Here is a 17,548-nt window from a genome sequence, read left to right on the forward strand (position 1 = left end):
TCTTTTATAGATCTGCTGTTGGCAGTTCACCCTTCATACAGCAGGAACAGGGCAGATCCTCATCTGAGAAAGCGCCCGGAATCGCCAGCTGATTTTCATCCGCGCAGATAAAATCCCGCCAGGCCCAGTTCCGGCCCAACCCCCGCACTGATGTGAGGTTTGGCATGGCTGCGTCTTCAATCGCCAAAGCCCGCCGCAGCAAATCCGGGTAGCGGTGGTACAATGTCCGAATTTCCCACCGCTTCATGCTGGGGCAGAAGAAGCAGGAAGACTTGCCCGGCAGGGGAAGGCCGGCATCCCGGATCGCCTGGATGCAGTCCTTTCGGCTCCAGCCCCACTCCATCAGGGGATATTCCTTCTGGTATTTTTTATCCTGAAGGTCATGAGGAAGGGCGTTGAGCAGACGGCGCTCCTCTCCGGCATCGTATCCAATGAACTTGACGACCTTTTCTCCTTTCTCCCAGGCATCAATGCAGGGCTGGTAGTGCCTGCAGAACTTTTCCTGCGGGGCAACCTTGTGCTTGAGGGAGCATTTTTTGTACCCATAAGCAATGGAGGGCAGCGTTCCTGAGCGGAGGCACTCCTGCTCCAGCGTCAGCCTCTGGCCGTTCTTCTCGGTGTACCACACCCGCGTGATCGCCGGCATCCCATGGTTCTCCAGCCAGCGGCTCATGGTGTCCAGGTAGGCATAGGTATGCGGCTGCTCGGCTCCGGGATCGGCAAAAAGGATCAGGTCGACTGGGACATGGTGCCGCCACAGTCCTACCAGCATTGCCGTGCTGTCCGTTCCGCCTCCATACCCAACCACATTCATCGCCCGCCCGCTGTGCCGAACAGCGCCTCCTTATAGGCTGGAGCGTGAACCTCCAACAGATACCGCTCGTTGCCGCATTTGAACAGGCACACACCCCGTTGGGGGAATCGGATGAGGTTGTACTCCGCCTCCTCCAGCTGGAGCAGATCCATATAAAACCGCTTGTCAATGGAGCCGCAGTTGAAGATGAACTGGTGGGGCGGGATAGCGAACAGGGGCTTGGTCAACTCCCGGATGCCCTCCCGGTCAAAGTCCTCCAGATTCTGCGAGGCCATGATGAGGTTGGATTCCTTCTTGCGGACCCGCTTGAGAGTGTTGCGGATATACTCGATGATGGTGGTACCCACCGACACATTATCCGACAGCCACACATACAGCTCGTCCAGCGCCGCTGTGGTGTTGCCGATGGTCAGCAGGCGGTCGGACATATAGGACAGGATGTTGAACAGCATGGCGCCGCGCACATTCTTGCTGGCCTGCAGCAGCCCCTTGACCCCGAAGACGATAAAGCGGGAGGAGGTCACATTGGTGTGCCCGTTGAAGAACTGAGCCTCGGCGCCCTGGCACATGGAGTGGAGGCCCAGCAGGATCTCCTGCAGCAGTTCCGCTGTGTAGAGCTGGTGGCAGTTCCCATCGTACTCTCTGTACTCCTGCTCAATGAGTTTATAGAGGTCGGAAAGGATGGGATAGTCCTGGGGCTTGAGGCCGGCGAAGTTGGTGCTGTCGCTGATGCCCCATTTGGCGTACAGCTTGCCCACCATGATCTCAATGGCGTCGATGTGGCGGTCTGAGAAATCCTTGTAGGCCCGGAAAAAGTCCTTGAGAAAGGAGATGTGCTGGGAGAGCCGGGTGGATTTGCGGAATGCCTCCGGCGCGTCCCTGTCCTCCGGGCCACTGCCGTCATCCCAGCACTTGGGCTCCAGCGGATTGATGCGGTACACGCCGCCCATCAGATCCATGAAGCAGCCGCCCACCGTCTCACACATATCCTTTTGTTCGTGTTCCACATCCAGGGAAATCACGGATTTGCCCGCCTCGAGGAAGTTGAGCAGGAGCAGTTTGAGCAGATAGCTCTTACCCTGGCCGGAGTTGCCGAGGATCAGGATGTTGGCGGAGGTCTTATCGTCATCCCGCTTATCAAAATCTACGAGGATATTGGCCCCGTACTTGTCCTTGCCGATGTAGAATCCGTGAGGATCGGTCTTGCCAGAATAATTGAAGGGATACAGGTTGGCCACCGAGCTGGCCGGAAGGACCCGTTCAAATTGGGCGCCGAAGGCGTTGCGGCCGGCTGGCATAACAGAAACAAAGCCCTCCTGCTGACGGAGCATAAGCCGGTCCACATTGAGCTTGGAGCGAACCAGTTCGGTGAGCACATCGGTCTGGAGCAGCTTGAGGGTGTCGTAGTCCGGGGCGGTCAGCTCCAGGAACACCGCACAGTGGAGGAGCGGCTCCCGGTTGCGGTGCATGGAGGAGACCAGGGTAACCACATCCTGCAGGTTGGCCTCGGCAGTGACAGTCTGCTGGAGATCCTCGGTGCTGGAGCGGGACATTCGGTGCTTGTTGGCGGCGTTGTGGATGATCCGGCGCTCCTCACTGGGGGTGACCTGCCGGGTGTAGATGCGGATGGTGACCCCGTCCATCTCGCCCAGATGCCGCAGGATGGCCTGCTCATCGGTAGAAGTGGGGTACTCCCGCAGCGCCCATACACAGCGGCAGGTGTTGCCGCACAGGTAGTGGTCCACCTTGAAGTCGATGACCGAGGGGGCGACCATGTCGAGGAAATCCTTGATATATGGTTCCTCCACCACAGGCCGGGGAGAGTTCTTTGTTCTGTTTTTCGGCAATGAAAAAACCTCCTGTCCAGGCCGGCAGGAGATCTTTTATCGCACTGTTTCTTCCTGATATGGCCCGGAAGTTCTCCTGACGGCCATATCAATTAAATTGTGGGGCACGGGTCAGTCATTCAGAATGATCCAGCGTTCCCCGTCGTAATCCTCATATTTTTCCGTGGTGGCATTCTGCTCAAAATACACGCCCAGCATGCGCTTGAGATCCTCGCCGCTGGCGAGGCTTGCCTTGAAGCCCTGATCCTCGAGGCTTTTCTGGATGCGGGAGAGGTGGGTGTGCAGCTCCATCCCTGTTTCCTCACGCAACCGGACCAGTATGAAGAACTCACGGGCGGTCGCCATCTGGATCTGTAGACGGTCCAGTGATTTAGCGTCCGCCTCCAGCAGCCGGCTGATGACCGGCAGGTCCTCCTCGGCAGCCCGCTGGCGATAGTGCCTCTTGTTGTCCTCAAAGCTCTCCTTGGAGTTGAGGGCCAACATCTCGATCTCAGCCTGCCCCTTGAGGACGGTCATGAGGGCATAGATGCGATTGCTCACAGCCTCCGGGGGCTGGACCGAGAGGTTGGTGGGCTTGATGGCAAAGAAAATCAGCCTCCCATGACTGGTCTTTAGGCCGCTGTCGGTGATCTCGTCGATCCCGATGAGCTGCCGGGTAGTCTGTTTGGCCGTTGCTTCTTTTTTTCTGCTCATTTTCTATCACTCCTATCCGTTGATGGATTACACAGCCCCCAGGCATAGGTCTGCTGGCCCAGGAGGAAATATCGGATTGCATAGCGCAGGAAGTCCAAGATACTGGTATCCTCCAGCCGAATCGAGAGGAAGGCATAGGCCGCAGTGATTACCACTGGGGGCAGGAAGCCAAGTTGGGCCATGGCAAACACAGAGATCAGGGCGCCCACGCCAATGATAGCGATGTCCCGCAGTTCCCACAGCCACAGTACGGCTTTGGATTTCAGATTATCGGGATAAATGTACATGTTTCACCTCACATCGTCATGCTCATTCCAAACCCCTGTTCATCCTGATCGGGGCCGAATTCCTGATCTTGTACTTCGTCTGGGCTTTGTTCCATCAACCAAGATTGGAGTTCCTGTGCCACCAACCCCACAACGAAGACTCGTTTGGATACGCCATTATGCGCCTCCACATACTGCTCAACGCGGTGGAAAAGAGATTCGGGCATAGCAATGGCCAGCGTCCGTTCTTTCTTGTTGTCCTGAAGGACCGCACTCTGGAGCGGTTCCTCGCCATGTTCCCACTGATCCAGTGCCTGATTCAAAAGGCTCTGAACCAGTGCCTTTTGGGTGAGGGGCGCATGAGCATCCAGGTAGGACTTCAGCCGCTGAAACATGTCATCTGAGATCTGAACGGCCAGGGTGCGCTGTTCCTGCTTTGCTGTGGCTGGCTGGTCCAGATAGGTAGTGAGTATCTTAGTGAGATACTCACCGTTTGTCATTTCAGGACTTTTGCCCTCCATCAGCCGCTTGTGAAGCGACTCGGGAATCAAGCCGCAGAGGTTTTTCATCGGTTCCATGATCGCATCTCCTATTCATAATCATTCAAGCTATCTGTGCTGTGGTCGCCCATGCGATTCCTTGCAAAACATAGTCGACGCAAGGAATCGCTACACTGTTGCCCAGTGCTTTATAGCGGGCGGAGTCGGAAGCACCCTCGATATCAGTCCAACCATCCGGAAATCCCTGCAGGCGCTCGCATTCCAGCGGGGTCAGACGGCGGATCAGAAGAACCGAGGCACCTCTTGGAGCGGAGGCGCTGTTATCTGGCTCGTCCATATCCACGACCAAATCTGTTGCGTCTTTGTGCTGACGAGCGCTCTGAGTGCTGACCACCTCGTTGCTTTTGAACACATCCACACGCTGGCGGCTGAACACGGCATGGTGATCTAATCCCGAGGATTGAGTTATCCCGAGATTAGGCGTGGCCTGTTCGCAAATGTGCTGGTTTTTCAATACTTTTTGTGTGTTGTTCATAAATAACCTCCAGATAAGAAAAATATAAAAACACCTCTATAATGTAGTTGGCGGCGAAAGTCGACTAACTGCATTCAGAGGTGTTTTTATGTCCGATGAAATTGTGTTTGATGTTCTATGCACAAAAGTGCTGGATGCATTACGGGCTCTGGGGCTTGGTAAGTTCAGCATACGAAACTACTACTACGAAGGGATGTGGCCAATCATAAAGGTCTACCGTTCCGAGGGGGTGATATTTTATAGTGCTGCATTTACAAATGAAATTGTGAATCGTTTTCACTTGGATCATGAAAATGGTTTGGTAGCCGACCGGATCTGGGCAAAAGTCAGAAAGGCATCCATTCTCTTCGAGGAGTATGTTCAAACCGGAAAAATAGTCTGGAAACGTGTTAGACCTGATCCGAAAATTTCCTTAGCTCCGTACTATCATGAACTCCTGCGTAGATTCTGTCAACATGAAGCGAATACGCGGGCCATTGGATTTGAGAGCTTACGGGACGAGGAGAATGTCTGCCGCAAATTCTTTGCATACCTCGATGCCAGCGGTTGCCATACTTGCCAAGATATTAATTTAGTAAATGTCAACGCTTTTCTGCTGTTCATCGCATCTCAACGAAAATCGAGCATGGACAGAGTGTGCAACACATTGAAACATCTGAGCGCATACTTGGTGTCCATACAAAACTGCTGCGATTTCAGCGCCGCATTGACTACTCGTCCCGCGCCCCGAAAGAAACTGCGGCCTGCCTTTTCCGCAAAAGAGGTTCACACCGTCGTGGATGCAGCGGCAAAAAATCCGTCCTTATCGCTCCGCGATACTGCGATGTTTGCTGTTGCCGCCAGTTTGGGACTGAGAGCTGGGGACATTGTTCGCTTAACGCTCTCGGACATTGACTGGATTCATCATGAAATACGCTTCGTACAGAACAAAACCGGAGTGGAACTGCACCTTCCTCTCGAAGCATCGGTAGGAAACGCCATTGCGAACTATATTCTTCACGAGCGGCCCAAAACGCAGTCCCCAGCTCTCTTTGTGCGTTCCCGTATTCCTTTTGACTTCATGACTTCGACTGCTACGGGAGACCGGCTCAGAAAATATATGAAACTCTCAGATGTTGAGTATACTCCGGGCGATGGAAAAGGCTTTCACAGTTTCAGAAGGTATGTTGCCAGTTCCATGATAAACCAAGAAGTACCGATCGATACAGTGAAAGAAATCTTAGGGCATACGCAGATTGGCTCCATGAAAGCATATATGCGGATCAGCCGGGACAAGCTCGCAATGTGTGCACTCGGACTTGACGGTATTGAGGTTGTCCAGGAGGCTTTGTTATGAGATCTGCATTCACCGGGGCATTTGCACCCTATATTTGCGGCTTGATTGAAAAGAAACAAGCCCTCGGCTATGACTACCACGGAAGTGCGTGCATTCTTCGAACTTTTGATGAATTCTGCCGTGAGCAATTTCCGAACGAGACCTGCTTGACTGCGGAGTTAGCCATGAAATGGGCTGAACAGTTCAAGACCGAGAAAAATCTGTCCAGATTGAATAGGGTATCTGTGATTCGGGAGCTCGCTAAATACATGAATAGTGTAGGAGAACAGGCTTATCTTTTACCACTTCAACTCACGAAGAAAAGCGGACGCCATATCCCCTACATTTATTCAAAGGAAGATTTGCCCAAGTTGTTCAAGGAAATAGATTCTCTGCAGCCCAGCCTTAGAGCACCCACAAAGCATCTGGTGGTATCTGTAATATTTCGCTTGATCTACTGTTGCGGTCTCAGACCCGTAGAAGCCAGACGGCTCCGAAGAGAGGATGTCAACCTGTTTGATGGGACGGTGAATATCCTTGAATCGAAAGGACATAAAGACAGAATCGTTGTCTTGTCCGAAGATATGCTTGAACTGTGCAGGAATTATGACCTGCGCGTAGAGAAGATATACCCTCACCGCAAATATTTCTTCCAGAGTCCAAGTGTCCGAGGTGACGGAATGTACTCAATGGAGTGGATTATTCCGACATTCAGAAGGTTCCTTCAGACGGCAGGCATATCCGGATACGGTGAGATCCGGCCCAGACTTTATGACCTGCGGCATACATTTGCAACACATCGGCTGTACCAGTGGGTAAAGGAAGGAAAAGATATAAATGCCTGCCTTGCGTATTTGAGCGAGTATATGGGCCATTCAAATCTCGAGAGCACGGCATATTATATTCATCTTCTTCCAACGCTTTATACCGACTTGCCAGAACTGCGTCTTGATAGTTCCCTTGAAATGGAGGCAGATTTATGCGACTGAAAGACGAGAAATTCTATAAAACGGTAAGGGACTTCCTTGACATCTACTTGATCAAGCATAGAGGCTATAGCTTAAATACTCAGAAATCGTATCGAGAGGCAATAAATCTTCTTCTCCTTTATTTTAAAACGGAACTGGGGCTTGAATATGCCAGTATTGGGTTCGAGGACATCACTTACTCAAATATAACCGGTTTTCTCGAATGGCTCTCAAAATCCAGAGGATGTTCTCCAGCAACGGTAAATCTGCGTTTGATGGCAATTCGTTCTTTCACAAAATATGCAGGGATATTAGATTCCGGCAAAATCTATATGCAGGTCGAAGTCGGCAATATTTCTGTTCGGAAAACTCCGGGAAAAGTCGTGGAGTTTCTGACGGCTCCTGCATTGGAAACTCTTTTTGAGCAGCCCAACCGCTTCAAGACGAATGGATACCGTGACTTCTGCTTTATGCGGTTGATGTACGACACCGCAGCACGTTGCCAGGAACTGGTGGATGCAAAAATTCATGATTTGAGCATTCGAAAGACTCATGCAACAATCTGCCTTACTGGAAAGGGAAATAAACTGCGAATAGTTCCAATCTCCCCCTCTGTGGTTGAATTGCTCAAAACTTATCTGGATAAAGCACATCCGACCGAGCAAAGGCAGAGTGATGACTATCTTTTCTTTACAACGCATCATGGTCGCAAAAGCAGAATGTCCACCGATGCCGTTAATCTCTTTATGAAAAAATATGGTGAAATGGCAAGGCGGGCTTGTCCTGAAGTGCCAGAACGAGTACATCCACACCAACTTAGGCATTCCCGTGCCATGCATCTGTATCGTGCCGGGATGCCGCTTGTCCTCCTCGCGGAGTTCCTTGGGCATGCCGACGTCAACACAACCCGGATCTATGCATGGGCCGATACTGAGATGAAGCGGCAGGCAATTCAAAAGGTATCCAAGGTCACAGAGGGAGATACTATTGAACCAATATGGGCAAACGATGAGGAGTTGATAAAGCGCCTTTATGGTTTGGCTTGATTTTACCACATTTTAATCGTGTTCACAATGCGGCGACCAGATCATAGCTGGTCGCCGCAAATTTATTATCCGGAGGTTTTAACATGAATTACAGCAGCAAAAACACTATCTCGCAACAAAAAGCCGATGGCCAATCTTACTCCCTCGGGATAACTCAATCCTCGGGATTAGATCACTTATCTGGATATCCAGATAAGTGATCGGTGGCGGTGAGAGTATAGGCGATGCCCTGTTGATACCCAATCCCGTTCCCGCCGTTCATAGGCTGCCGGTCAATGGCATTTCCGGTGATACAGAATATCGTGTCCGGTTCTGCGACCAGCGGGACATTGTTCCCACCCGTACCGTAACGGGCTGACATTGTGGGCGCCACAGAATGTGGGCCGGTGTAGCGGGCATCGATCCCGTGGTTCTCGAATACAAGTGGCTGGTGGCCATGCTCCTGTGCCCGAAGTGTTCCGGCAACATTTTCGCTGCAGGCAATGGCGCTTCCGCCCTGGTCATTAAGGCACAGGATGGATGGCATACAGTTCCCGCTGGCGGTTCCTTTCAAGGTAGGCGAGACTTCCTCTCCATAGCCAATACTGCCCGCAGAAGCACCAGCTCCAGCAGAAAAAGCAGCTGTAAAAATGGCGGGATACCCTTGTCCGGGCATACCGCCGCCTCCGCTTAGTGCTGTGTGCCGCTCCTCGGAAAGGAAGCAATCACCGTTGCCTTTGGCCGTGATTCCGGCCACAAAGGTCTGCTGTTTCATCCCTGGCTGGGCGGTCAGCGCCGCGGCTACATCATGAAGATCCCGCACCTCGTCCCGCTGATTGGCGGCAAAGGCGGTGAGCACACCGTTTCGTCCAGTGGACATACCACAATTAACACCGAGAGTGGCTGCCTTTTCTCCTGTCAGGTCTCCGTTGTATCCGTCGAATCCGATGGGGCCAGTCCCGCCTGGAGGATCAGAGCATCCCGGAGCTGAGGCGGCAGTTCCTTGCCTCTGGCCTCCGCTCGACGCAGAATACCCAGGCAGGCGGTTTTGCTCAAATAGTATTTGCGGGGCGGATCGTCCTGCAAAATCTGCGACAAGGAAGATTCTCTTGCGACGCTGGGCGACACCCCAGAATTGAGCTAATGTATAGCAGAAAATAATGTAAAGTCACCTCCTGAAGTGTAGTAAAGCCAGCAAGAATGCTCCTGCTGGCTTTACATTATTCTGTGAAATTATTTAGTTGGAATATAGAGCTGAGTCAACCATTGCATCAAATTTTCGTCATCTGTCCAAGAGGGCTGCTGGTCACTAAGCTGCTGCGGATGCACTTGCTCCAACAGCTTTTGCTTCATTTTAATGTTCAGCCGGGCATACACCTCGGTAGTTTTAATGTCAGAATGCCCTAACAGGTCTTTTATATATTGCAAATCCACACCGGCCTCTAACCAATGCATCGCTCGGCTGTGTCTGAATACATGAGGATGGACCCGCACTGGGAACAAATCAGGCTTCTCCTTTTGTGCAAGGGAAACATATTTCTGTATGATGTAGTAGACACCGCCTCGTGTTAGAGGGGCCTTGCTTCTGTTGCAAAAAAGCGGGGCATCTATATCACATTGGCGATATTGGGATTCCTCAGCCAGATAATCCTTCAAGATCTTTGCAGGTACAGGAAGAACTGGTATATCTCGGAACTTTCTTCCCTTACCTTTCAGATGTACAACGGCCCATTTTTTATCAAAACGGATATCACCAAAGCGAAGGTTAGCGATTTCAGATGCACGAGCAGCAGATTCATAGATTAAGGTCAAGAAGGCAAAGTCACGCCGTCCCTCACGCGTTGTAAGGTTCGGCTGTCCAAAAATAGTTTGGATGGCTTCTTCCGAAAGATGCGGGACAACCCTTTGCTCACATTTCTTCGGAGGAATTTCCCGGATCTGTTGGCATAGCAGTACAAAGCCTGGATCTTCATACTGCAGGAACTTAAAAAACGCATTGATTGCTGCTCGCCGTTGGTTCCTTGTCGTAATAGAGTTACCTTTCTCCTGTTCCAGCCACCGAAAAAAAGCATCAATTAGCTCTCTATTGAAATCGCTAACTTCCAGCCTATCTCTTCGAATTTTGCGTTCCCGTTCACAGAAATCCAGTAGCAAGGACATTGCGTCTCGATAGGATTGAATTGTTTCTTGGCTTAGTCCCCTTTCAGATGGTAAATACTCAAAGAAATATCTTGATAACGCTTTGGCAAAAAAAGTCGGTCCACGATTAGCCATCCTGCAATCCCTCTCTTTCCATGGCAAGGTCAAACGGAGCATACATGCCGCCCAAATTCTGTTCACAAATATCCATGATATGGGGGAAGGATTGTGCGGTCAGGCGGAGATAGTACTGGGTGGAACTAATCGATGTATGCCCAACATAACGGGAAAGAATCAGTAGATTGCTGTATATTGGGAGTCCAGCTTCAGCCCATTTTTGGATATTATGGCAGCAAAATGTATGACGGAGATCATGCACGCGCGGCCCAAATTGCTTCCCTTTATATGGAATCCCCACATCCCACAAAATGCCGCGAAAGAACTTTCCAATGGTGGATTTTGTATAAGGGGTCCCGCCCTTTGCATAAAAGAACGGCGTTGATTCGACAGTGTTTTTATGAACAGCCTGCGCATATTTTCTACATTCTTCCGTCAATGTGGCAGACATTGGGACAATCCTCTCGCGGTCATTCTTTCCGTGCCGTATGTGCAAAATTCCGTCTTTCAAATCCACATCGTTTTTTAGTAACGCCAACGCTTCAGAAATTCGAAGGCCACAGCCATAGAGTACGCGAAATAAGAGTGGCATAGTAAGATGTCGGTTAGGGGATAGGTTAGTCGGAGAAAGTGAGTCAAGTCGTTCAAAAATGAGATGTAACTCATCCGTTGAAAAAATATAGGGTACGTGTTGTTCTCCGCATTTGGGAAGGGCTGGAAGCAGGTAGGATGGATAACCTTGTTTGCACAGGTATTGGGCAAACCTCTGCATTTCACTCACTCGGCTATATCGGGTGGCGTCCGCCTCATTTGGGCGCTTCTTGCACCATGTCAATGCAATCTCTTTCGTAATTGTGTAACTCTGAATCTCATAATCTTTACAAAAATTATCAAATAGCCGCAGCAGTTTGGCCTGCTGGTTATAGTCCAGACCAGATGCCCTTTTTTGTGCCACATAGGATTCGCATATTGGAGCAAATGGTCCTGTAAAGAAGGGCTTCTTACTCATAGAAGCACCTCCAATGCACATCGTCTCAGCATTTCTGTATTGAGGCTAACGTATACCTGTGTGCTTTCCGGTGTGGCATGACCCAGCGTTTGCGCAATGTCAGTTAATTCTGCTCCATTATTCAGCATGGAGGTAGCGACACTGTGTCGGAAGCTGTGCATCCCAATCGGTTTATCCGTAGAGACATGAATACCTGCTTTAGAAACGAGTTTGGAAACCAACCTTTGCATAGAACCGCTCATGACATCAAACGGTGCAAGGTGCCGGACAAATATACATGGACAGTCTGTCTCTGGGCGGCCATGCTGGAGGTAATCAATGATTGCCCAGCCCACATCTTCGAGCAATGGAAGTTCTAAGGGTATCCCGGTTTTTTGTTGATGAATTGAAATTCGCTTGTTTTTCCAGTCAATATTCTCGAATCGAAGCAATCGCACGTCACTGATGCGCAGCCCCAGCCGGGTAACCAACAACAGGATCGCATAGTTCCGCTTCCCCAACGGATTGGATCGGTCTACCTGAGTCAGAATGCACTCTACCTCATCCGGTGAAAAAACAGTAGGCAGGCGATACTTATGCGTCCGTCTGATACAGGGCAAAGCATTGGCGTAACTGATATAATGGTAGCCTTTGGCCAATGCGTAATCAAACAGCTTGCCTAAGATGCGAATTGTTGCCGCAACCGTACCGGGAGAAAATCCAGTCAAAGATTCAATATAAGTATTTACATGGTGCAGCTCAAGCAGGTGGAAATGCTCAATGCCGGACTCCAGCAGAAAATACTCAAAGCGAAATAGCCTGCTCCGCCAAGTTCTGATAGAACCTTCAGCCACTTGGTTTTGGCGCAAACTGTCCAAAAAGCCTTCAAATAGCTCCTTATAGGCTGGAGAAAAGCCCTTCAAGGTGATACTTGATTGCTTAAAGACCATCCCATACTGTAAATAATCGTCCAACATATGAATAGCCCGGCTGACATTCTGAGATATATCCCTATCGCCAAGATCGGCACCATACCGTTCCCAGACAAATCTCCGCTCTAAATCCACGGTGAACTCAGTTGTCTGATGCGCTTCGCAGTATACAATCAACTCCTTCCATGTCGCGTCTAACCTTAAAATCGTGCTTTCACTGTAGCCGAGTTCAGCTAAGTGTGACTTTAACTTGCTGATCGTTTTCCTGAGCCATTCGCTCAATGAGCCTGTGTGCTCTATCGTCATTAGCATATTCCTCCTATTAGTTGATATGGCAATGCCATTGTTTAAATTATACGGAATTATGTTAAGTGTGACGATGATTTTTTCTGATTTTTCATCAGTTTTAGGAGGTGACTATACATTATTTTCAACTATACATTAAGCAAATTATGTTCAGCTGAACATAATTGAGCATCCATGACTCTCCAAGCCAGGCTGAATTGATTTCCCAGAATGATTGCCCCAGCAGATTCCCAGCGCCCGGAGTCAGGTCGAGGCACTGAACAGGAGCCGTCTTTAATTCGGACAATCTCCTCGAGGACGATGCGGAAATCTTCGCCGCCCGCTGAACTGAATGATCCTGGTACATTCTCCCAGCACATATATCGAGGTCGAACAGTGTGAGCTGTTCTGCCGCGCCGCTCATCTGCATCCCTCATTTCTTTTACAACGCGGATCTGCTCCATAAACAGGCCGGAACGCTCTCCGGCAAGACCGGCTCTGGCCCCCGCCACGCTGAGATCCTGACAAGGGCTGCCTCCTGTGATAATGTCTACCGGGGGAAGTTCGGCACCATTCAGTTTCGTGATGTCCCCGACATGGAGTATGGAGGGGAACCTCTTTCTTGTCACTTCGATGGGGAAGGCTTCGATCTCGCTGGCCCACACCGGCTCGATGCCGTTGCGGACCGCCGCGAGTGGGAACCCTCCGATTCCATCGAACAGGCTGCCCAGCGTGGGCATTATGCCATACCCATGCTCTGCCCTGGAGCTTCGCTTTGCTCCATCTCAGCGGGCAGAGCCTCCTGCTTGATTTCCAGCTCCCCAATCTGTCGGATGGGGATGCCGAGCCGTTGGGCCTCCTCAATCTCACGGGCCATGCCGGAACTGACCCTGCCGCCGCAGAGCCACAGTTCATCGCAGACTTCCAGCACCCGGTGTCCCAGCCGCAGTCCAATTTCCCGTTCTGTTGGCTCAGCGTCATCCAACATCTGTGGGTAGAGCAGGTGGACGGCGATGGGCGTATGCCCCTGATGGATGGCATACCAGCACGCCTTTTTCGCAAACGCGGTGTTTGTCTCAATATCTCCTGCATAGGGAGAGGCGATGTAAATCAGTTTTTCTCTGCTCATTTCGCCGCCCCCACTGCCTGTACCACGGTGCGGGTGGTGTTGACCGCTGACTGTGCTGCATAGACGGCGGACATGATGTTGGCGCGTGTCGAGGTGTCCAGCCCAAAGGCGCCGCAGATGCGGGGCACTTCACCGGCCGACAGCATCAGGCCAAGGCCCAGCAGCGCATGATCCTTCAGCACCAGCAGTCCCGCTGTAAGGATGGTGGCCTGCAGGAAGGTGGTCAGACACAGACCGATGATCTGCTTGCACCACTGCACAAAACCGTCCATATAGCCGCGGGGCACCGAGAACATATACAGGGAACCCACAGCAATCTGGATGAGTAAGACTCCTCCGCGCTTGAGGTTGGAGAAAAAGCACTTGATGACGGCGTACCCCATCATGATGATAATAAAAATTACCATGATGGGGCTGGTGATGCTGCCAATCCCGCCGAATACGCCGGAGGAGGCCGCGGCCCCGATATCCACGCCCTGCAGGGAGTTGATGATATCAGTGGAAAGGGCATCAAAGCTCTCGCCATACCCGGTAATTCCAGAGGTCAGGCTGGCCTGCAGCGTGACGGAGAGTTTATAAAGTTCCACCGGCACCAGGGTAAAACACCCCACGGCCATAAAGCCCTTGACGGCGCTGATAGCCGCGTCCTTGATACTGGCCCGTCCGGTCTGGTATTCGATTCCGACCTCGAACACGGCCACCACCAGCCCGACGACATACAGCGTCCAGGCCAGATAAGAAAAAAAGAGAACAATGGACTGTACCCAGCTCATCTCGAAGAGCTCGACGCCCATGTTCCCCATCTCGGCAAAAAAGTTGCCAAAGAAACCAACAAGCTGGCTGTAGACCCAGTCGATAAACTGATCCATCAGCCCGCCAAGGAAAAAGTCCAATATAAACATCTGGTGGTTTCACCCCTTTGCGTAAGGGGGACCGTGCCAGCATTGGACGCATACTCCTGCTCAAAGGCACAGGGGCCGTGGCTGGGCACGGCCCCTGCTTGTATTCGCTTCCTATTTTCTTAGCACATTTGCGGGCTGTGTTCCTGCGCCTCCTCCTGACGCTGGAACACCTGCAGATATTCGTCCACCGTACCCGCCAGCAGCCTGTAATCCGCCTGAGTAGGCTGGTAAACATACCAGTCTACCTTCCCATAATCGTCCCAGAGGTGTGGTAAGATACCATCCGAGAAGTTGGGATTGCTCACTTTTTTCTTTCCCAGTAAATCGCCAAAGCGTAGGATATTCACATCCACCGCGCCCTCGGTCCGGTTCAGGATCGTCAGCTTGAGGGCATTGTACTGGCCGGCAATGTTCAGAGAAACAAACTCCAGCCTGGCCCGCAAATCCGGGTCAAGCTGGATATAGGCGGATCTGCCCGCATAAGACACAACGCCGCTGGTTTTGCACTGAGTGAGGATTTTCCTCAACTCCTGTCCAAATGGATTCAATTTTCTTCTTTCCCTCCCTACATGGTTAATTCCGGGACAGTCGGCGCCGGTGGATGAGCTAACTCCAGCGTACTGCCTTCCAAGGCCAGAACGCCATCCAGCCGGTGAATAAGGCCCTCCATGTGTTTCTGCCATCCGTCCCAATCCTTCGGATCAAACCAGCCGCCGGGCAGCTCGCCGGCTTTGATCTGCCGCTCCGCTCTGATCCTGGCGTATTTCAAAGTGTCCGCAAGGTAATCCCGGAGTTCCCGGAGAGAAGCCCTTGATGCTGTAAACGAGGTGACGGACCGGAACTTGTTGTCCTCGGCCGCCCACTCCTCATCATAGTCCAAACTGCCGGGATCACCGTCAAGATACTTTACAACGATCTCAGCCAGTGCCATAGGGCTGGTATGCGCACACCCCAGCTTTACATCACAGGGGGCATTCCATCGGTCTTTCTTTAATCGTTCAAGCATTTCTCCCAAGTCCAGTTGTCCATCTGCCGGTAAATTGTACCGGACACATCTAACCGCATCCAGTCCATTGTCGGACTCCAGTGCGGTGATTCCCCAACAGCCCATAGAAACCGTCTCCCATTTCCGGCTTACGCCTCATCATTCTTGTCCTACATTTCCAGTTTCGGTCCAATCTGCTCCTGCTCATCCAGCCCAAATGCCTCGCGCATTTCCGCATCCGCCAGAATCCCGAACGCTTCCTGACAATCTGCGCAGCTCACGATCCAGGTCTTTCCTTCAAAGTACCGGAGCATTTCCGCCAATATTCTGGTCTTCGGGTCCGAGGCAGAGAGAAGCTGCCCCACCTCCTCCCGCGAAAGATATTTGCGTTCTCCGCTCCAGGAGCCAATCACGCCGACAGTGTACTCAGGGATTTCCTCCGGCAGTATTTTACAATCCAGAACCGGATCTGGATCAAAGGTGAAAAACACATCAATGGGAGTATCTTCTACCACGCTTACCCCGATGCCGTATGGACCTGCACCTGCTCTGCACATCCCGGTAGACCGCTGGTACAGCTCGTTAACCAATGAAAGCATTTTATTTCCGGATGGATTTGGAATTGGATATTCCATTGCTTCCTTCCTCCTGTATTCTCAGAATAATTCTTTACATTCCCAGGATCGTCCAGACATAGGTGGGAGCCGTCAGGGTGAAGATAAGGCAGGCAAACAGGATGGCCGGCGCAGTCCATTCGAACTGGCCGTGCTTTCTATAGTCAAAATACGCCATGCCCAATTTGGCGAAGAAGAACACAGCCAGAACAAGGTCAATCACGGGAAAGACCACATTATTGACAACCGTTTTGATCTGGGCGGATGCGTCCGTCCAAGTGCCTTCAATGGCACCAGCCACATCCCCGGTTCCTGCCGCAAATGCGGGTACCGTAAACATGATGGCCAGCATCATTACCATTACGACCGCACAGAGCATCTTTTTCGTTTTCATCATCAAATACCACCTTTCTTTGCTGAAAAAAGAAAGGCCGCAGGGGTGTTCCCGCGGATGGATGATCTATCCCGAACAGGCCGCGAGGCACTTTCCCACGGCCCGTTTCTTTTCTGATTTTGTTACTGTGAATGCTTACATCGTGAGCACAGGTCCACTCAGTTCCTGTGTTTCCAGGAACTGAGCCCGGATTATTTCTTCAAACGCTTCCTTTGCTAACCTACAGAAGACAGAGTACATAGGCAGACCGTTCTCAGCCGTGTATTCATACGGTTCAGGTAACCGCCCGCATTTTGCAAAAAAGTTCTTTTCCGCCTCCATAAGCCGCTCAATAGACCACTCACGTACTTCGTTCCGATATGCCAAGACGGTTTGAACATGGCGCTCATCTCTTGCGGAGAGAAGCGTGGGGTAACGAAGTTCAGCATACTCTTGGGCGGTCGTGTCCATATAGCGTTCAAATGTTCTGCGTGTCGGCAGCCCATATTGAGGCTTCATTTCCCTTGCCACTGGCAGCCTTCTGTTCTTTTCTACAAATCCCGCAAAGGCTTCTTCGATTTTCTCCTTGGTCCATACTGCCGGAAGCCCTTTTTTGCACATTGTCAACCGCCTCTTTACATCAAGAAAGAAATATCTAAAAACTGCGTTTGAGCAGCCTCGACCAGTGGGGCTACTTCAATGACCTCTGGATTCTGTTGGAACTTCAAATCTCCCCGGAAGCCCAGTTTCAGGTTACTGAATGTTTCGGCGGCCTTCAGCAGTTCGGGCGGCGATCCTGGAGGCATCTCCTGCATCCACTGTACCCATTCACCTTTCTGAAAGCGGGGATTTAGCCGAAGGATCACATAGTCCTCCGGCACAAACTTGGGATAGCGGCCGATGCTGCCGCCCACCTTATAGTAGGGCTTTCCCTCCATCATGACCGTGGCCCGCATGAGCGTCAGGGTATCCTCCAAAGAGGCGCAAAACCAGCACTCCCTATCGCCCATACGCCTGATTCGGCCATCCCGCAGGATGCTGTCCAGATTCTTTCGGTGCGTGTAGTGGTAGACCTCGCCAGGCTGCTCATCCAGTCGGATGTATCCCATGGCTTCACCTCC

19 protein-coding genes and 3 pseudogenes are annotated in these 17,548 nt (G+C 51.4%); 3 read left to right on the forward strand and 19 right to left on the reverse strand.

The annotated features are described in order from the left end of the window. Window positions 1-4: 4 nt before the first annotated feature. From EIO64_RS02160 to EIO64_RS02185, 6 genes and pseudogenes are all read right to left on the reverse strand, one after another. Window positions 5-814 (reverse strand): adenine nucleotide alpha hydrolase family protein, encoded by an 810-nt coding sequence (locus tag EIO64_RS02160; protein WP_006876459.1) that lies wholly within the window; start codon window positions 812-814, stop codon window positions 5-7. Next, a complete protein-coding gene (locus EIO64_RS02165; protein WP_227127601.1) occupies window positions 811-2,589 on the reverse strand; it encodes a VirB4 family type IV secretion system protein in 1,779 nt (592 codons plus the stop codon). The genes EIO64_RS02160 and EIO64_RS02165 overlap by 4 nt, the downstream gene beginning before the upstream one ends. Window positions 2,590-2,772: 183 nt before the next feature. Further along, window positions 2,773-3,354, reverse strand: coding sequence for a hypothetical protein (locus EIO64_RS02170; protein ID WP_006876462.1), 582 nt, complete (start codon window positions 3,352-3,354; stop codon window positions 2,773-2,775). Beyond that, window positions 3,351-3,641, reverse strand: a complete 291-nt coding sequence (locus tag EIO64_RS02175; protein WP_006876463.1) for a hypothetical protein — start codon at window positions 3,639-3,641, stop codon at window positions 3,351-3,353. The genes EIO64_RS02170 and EIO64_RS02175 overlap by 4 nt, the downstream gene beginning before the upstream one ends. An 8-nt stretch (window positions 3,642-3,649) precedes the next feature. Then, on the reverse strand, window positions 3,650-4,198 hold the full coding sequence (locus EIO64_RS02180; protein ID WP_006876464.1) for a hypothetical protein: 549 nt from the start codon (window positions 4,196-4,198) through the stop codon (window positions 3,650-3,652). A gap of 25 nt (window positions 4,199-4,223) precedes the next feature. Continuing rightward, a pseudogene (locus EIO64_RS02185) lies at window positions 4,224-4,568 on the reverse strand (DNA cytosine methyltransferase); the annotation flags it as partial. Between the two features lie 175 nt (window positions 4,569-4,743). Here EIO64_RS02185 and EIO64_RS02190 point away from each other — a divergent pair. From EIO64_RS02190 to EIO64_RS02200, 3 genes are read left to right on the forward strand one after another with little or no spacing between them, the layout of a single operon-like run. Continuing rightward, window positions 4,744-5,991, forward strand: a complete 1,248-nt coding sequence (locus tag EIO64_RS02190; protein ID WP_136890734.1) for a tyrosine-type recombinase/integrase — start codon at window positions 4,744-4,746, stop codon at window positions 5,989-5,991. After that, on the forward strand, window positions 5,988-6,959 hold the full coding sequence (locus EIO64_RS02195; RefSeq protein WP_136890735.1) for a tyrosine-type recombinase/integrase: 972 nt from the start codon (window positions 5,988-5,990) through the stop codon (window positions 6,957-6,959). Before EIO64_RS02190 ends, EIO64_RS02195 begins: the two co-directional genes overlap by 4 nt. Further along, complete coding sequence (locus EIO64_RS02200; RefSeq protein ID WP_136890736.1) at window positions 6,950-7,984, forward strand: tyrosine-type recombinase/integrase; 1,035 nt, start codon at window positions 6,950-6,952, stop codon at window positions 7,982-7,984. The genes EIO64_RS02195 and EIO64_RS02200 overlap by 10 nt, the downstream gene beginning before the upstream one ends. 199 nt (window positions 7,985-8,183) lie before the next feature. On the opposite strand, the pseudogene EIO64_RS02205 reads toward EIO64_RS02200, so the two are convergent. From EIO64_RS02205 to EIO64_RS02265, 13 genes and pseudogenes are all read right to left on the reverse strand, one after another. After that, window positions 8,184-9,104, reverse strand: a pseudogene (locus EIO64_RS02205) (DNA cytosine methyltransferase); the annotation flags it as partial. A 92-nt stretch (window positions 9,105-9,196) separates the two neighbouring features. Then, on the reverse strand, window positions 9,197-10,237 hold the full coding sequence (locus EIO64_RS02210; RefSeq protein ID WP_158629671.1) for a tyrosine-type recombinase/integrase: 1,041 nt from the start codon (window positions 10,235-10,237) through the stop codon (window positions 9,197-9,199). Beyond that, complete coding sequence (locus EIO64_RS02215) at window positions 10,230-11,228, reverse strand: tyrosine-type recombinase/integrase (RefSeq protein WP_158629672.1); 999 nt, start codon at window positions 11,226-11,228, stop codon at window positions 10,230-10,232. Before EIO64_RS02215 ends, EIO64_RS02210 begins: the two co-directional genes overlap by 8 nt. Then, window positions 11,225-12,445, reverse strand: a complete 1,221-nt coding sequence (locus EIO64_RS02220; protein WP_136890739.1) for a site-specific integrase — start codon at window positions 12,443-12,445, stop codon at window positions 11,225-11,227. The genes EIO64_RS02215 and EIO64_RS02220 overlap by 4 nt, the downstream gene beginning before the upstream one ends. Before the next feature lie 164 nt (window positions 12,446-12,609). Then, window positions 12,610-13,164 (reverse strand): annotated as a pseudogene (locus EIO64_RS02225) (DNA cytosine methyltransferase); the annotation flags it as partial. Beyond that, window positions 13,164-13,553: a DUF7768 domain-containing protein gene (locus EIO64_RS02230; protein WP_006876466.1), complete on the reverse strand. Its 390-nt coding sequence runs from the start codon at window positions 13,551-13,553 to the stop codon at window positions 13,164-13,166. The pseudogene EIO64_RS02225 and the gene EIO64_RS02230, both read right to left, overlap by 1 nt. Beyond that, on the reverse strand, window positions 13,550-14,455 hold the full coding sequence (locus tag EIO64_RS02235; protein ID WP_006876414.1) for a conjugal transfer protein TrbL family protein: 906 nt from the start codon (window positions 14,453-14,455) through the stop codon (window positions 13,550-13,552). Before EIO64_RS02235 ends, EIO64_RS02230 begins: the two co-directional genes overlap by 4 nt. Before the next feature lie 119 nt (window positions 14,456-14,574). After that, window positions 14,575-15,003 carry a hypothetical protein gene (locus tag EIO64_RS02240; RefSeq protein ID WP_009261080.1) on the reverse strand — a complete coding sequence of 143 codons (429 nt, stop codon included), beginning with the start codon at window positions 15,001-15,003 and terminating at the stop codon, window positions 14,575-14,577. A gap of 17 nt (window positions 15,004-15,020) precedes the next feature. Continuing rightward, window positions 15,021-15,566 carry a DUF4259 domain-containing protein gene (locus tag EIO64_RS02245; RefSeq protein ID WP_006874002.1) on the reverse strand — a complete coding sequence of 182 codons (546 nt, stop codon included), beginning with the start codon at window positions 15,564-15,566 and terminating at the stop codon, window positions 15,021-15,023. Window positions 15,567-15,610: 44 nt separating this feature from the next. Further along, on the reverse strand, window positions 15,611-16,075 hold the full coding sequence (locus EIO64_RS02250) for a hypothetical protein (RefSeq protein WP_009261079.1): 465 nt from the start codon (window positions 16,073-16,075) through the stop codon (window positions 15,611-15,613). Window positions 16,076-16,109: 34 nt separating this feature from the next. Next, complete coding sequence (locus tag EIO64_RS02255; RefSeq protein WP_006874004.1) at window positions 16,110-16,451, reverse strand: DUF3852 domain-containing protein; 342 nt, start codon at window positions 16,449-16,451, stop codon at window positions 16,110-16,112. Between the two features lie 132 nt (window positions 16,452-16,583). Next, window positions 16,584-17,048, reverse strand: coding sequence for a hypothetical protein (locus EIO64_RS02260; protein WP_006874005.1), 465 nt, complete (start codon window positions 17,046-17,048; stop codon window positions 16,584-16,586). A 14-nt stretch (window positions 17,049-17,062) separates the two neighbouring features. Continuing rightward, a complete protein-coding gene (locus tag EIO64_RS02265) occupies window positions 17,063-17,536 on the reverse strand; it encodes a hypothetical protein (RefSeq protein ID WP_006874006.1) in 474 nt (157 codons plus the stop codon). Between the last annotated feature and the right edge of the window lie 12 nt (window positions 17,537-17,548).

Origin of the sequence: Dysosmobacter welbionis (assembly GCF_005121165.3) — a bacterium.
In the GTDB taxonomy this organism is placed as follows: domain Bacteria; phylum Bacillota; class Clostridia; order Oscillospirales; family Oscillospiraceae; genus Oscillibacter; species Oscillibacter welbionis.

Coding starts and splice junctions, on each gene's coding strand:
- EIO64_RS02160 (WP_006876459.1), bottom strand. CDS start 814: ATGAATGTGGTTGGGTATGGAGGCGGAACGGACAGCACGGCAATGCTG.
- EIO64_RS02165 (WP_227127601.1), bottom strand. CDS start 2,589: ATGGTCGCCCCCTCGGTCATCGACTTCAAGGTGGACCACTACCTGTGC.
- EIO64_RS02170 (WP_006876462.1), bottom strand. CDS start 3,354: ATGAGCAGAAAAAAAGAAGCAACGGCCAAACAGACTACCCGGCAGCTC.
- EIO64_RS02175 (WP_006876463.1), bottom strand. CDS start 3,641: ATGTACATTTATCCCGATAATCTGAAATCCAAAGCCGTACTGTGGCTG.
- EIO64_RS02180 (WP_006876464.1), bottom strand. CDS start 4,198: ATGGAACCGATGAAAAACCTCTGCGGCTTGATTCCCGAGTCGCTTCAC.
- EIO64_RS02190 (WP_136890734.1), top strand. CDS start 4,744: ATGTCCGATGAAATTGTGTTTGATGTTCTATGCACAAAAGTGCTGGAT.
- EIO64_RS02195 (WP_136890735.1), top strand. CDS start 5,988: ATGAGATCTGCATTCACCGGGGCATTTGCACCCTATATTTGCGGCTTG.
- EIO64_RS02200 (WP_136890736.1), top strand. CDS start 6,950: ATGCGACTGAAAGACGAGAAATTCTATAAAACGGTAAGGGACTTCCTT.
- EIO64_RS02210 (WP_158629671.1), bottom strand. CDS start 10,237: ATGGCTAATCGTGGACCGACTTTTTTTGCCAAAGCGTTATCAAGATAT.
- EIO64_RS02215 (WP_158629672.1), bottom strand. CDS start 11,228: ATGAGTAAGAAGCCCTTCTTTACAGGACCATTTGCTCCAATATGCGAA.
- EIO64_RS02220 (WP_136890739.1), bottom strand. CDS start 12,445: ATGACGATAGAGCACACAGGCTCATTGAGCGAATGGCTCAGGAAAACG.
- EIO64_RS02230 (WP_006876466.1), bottom strand. CDS start 13,553: ATGAGCAGAGAAAAACTGATTTACATCGCCTCTCCCTATGCAGGAGAT.
- EIO64_RS02235 (WP_006876414.1), bottom strand. CDS start 14,455: ATGTTTATATTGGACTTTTTCCTTGGCGGGCTGATGGATCAGTTTATC.
- EIO64_RS02245 (WP_006874002.1), bottom strand. CDS start 15,566: ATGGGCTGTTGGGGAATCACCGCACTGGAGTCCGACAATGGACTGGAT.
- EIO64_RS02250 (WP_009261079.1), bottom strand. CDS start 16,075: ATGGAATATCCAATTCCAAATCCATCCGGAAATAAAATGCTTTCATTG.
- EIO64_RS02255 (WP_006874004.1), bottom strand. CDS start 16,451: ATGATGAAAACGAAAAAGATGCTCTGTGCGGTCGTAATGGTAATGATG.
- EIO64_RS02260 (WP_006874005.1), bottom strand. CDS start 17,048: ATGTGCAAAAAAGGGCTTCCGGCAGTATGGACCAAGGAGAAAATCGAA.
- EIO64_RS02265 (WP_006874006.1), bottom strand. CDS start 17,536: ATGGGATACATCCGACTGGATGAGCAGCCTGGCGAGGTCTACCACTAC.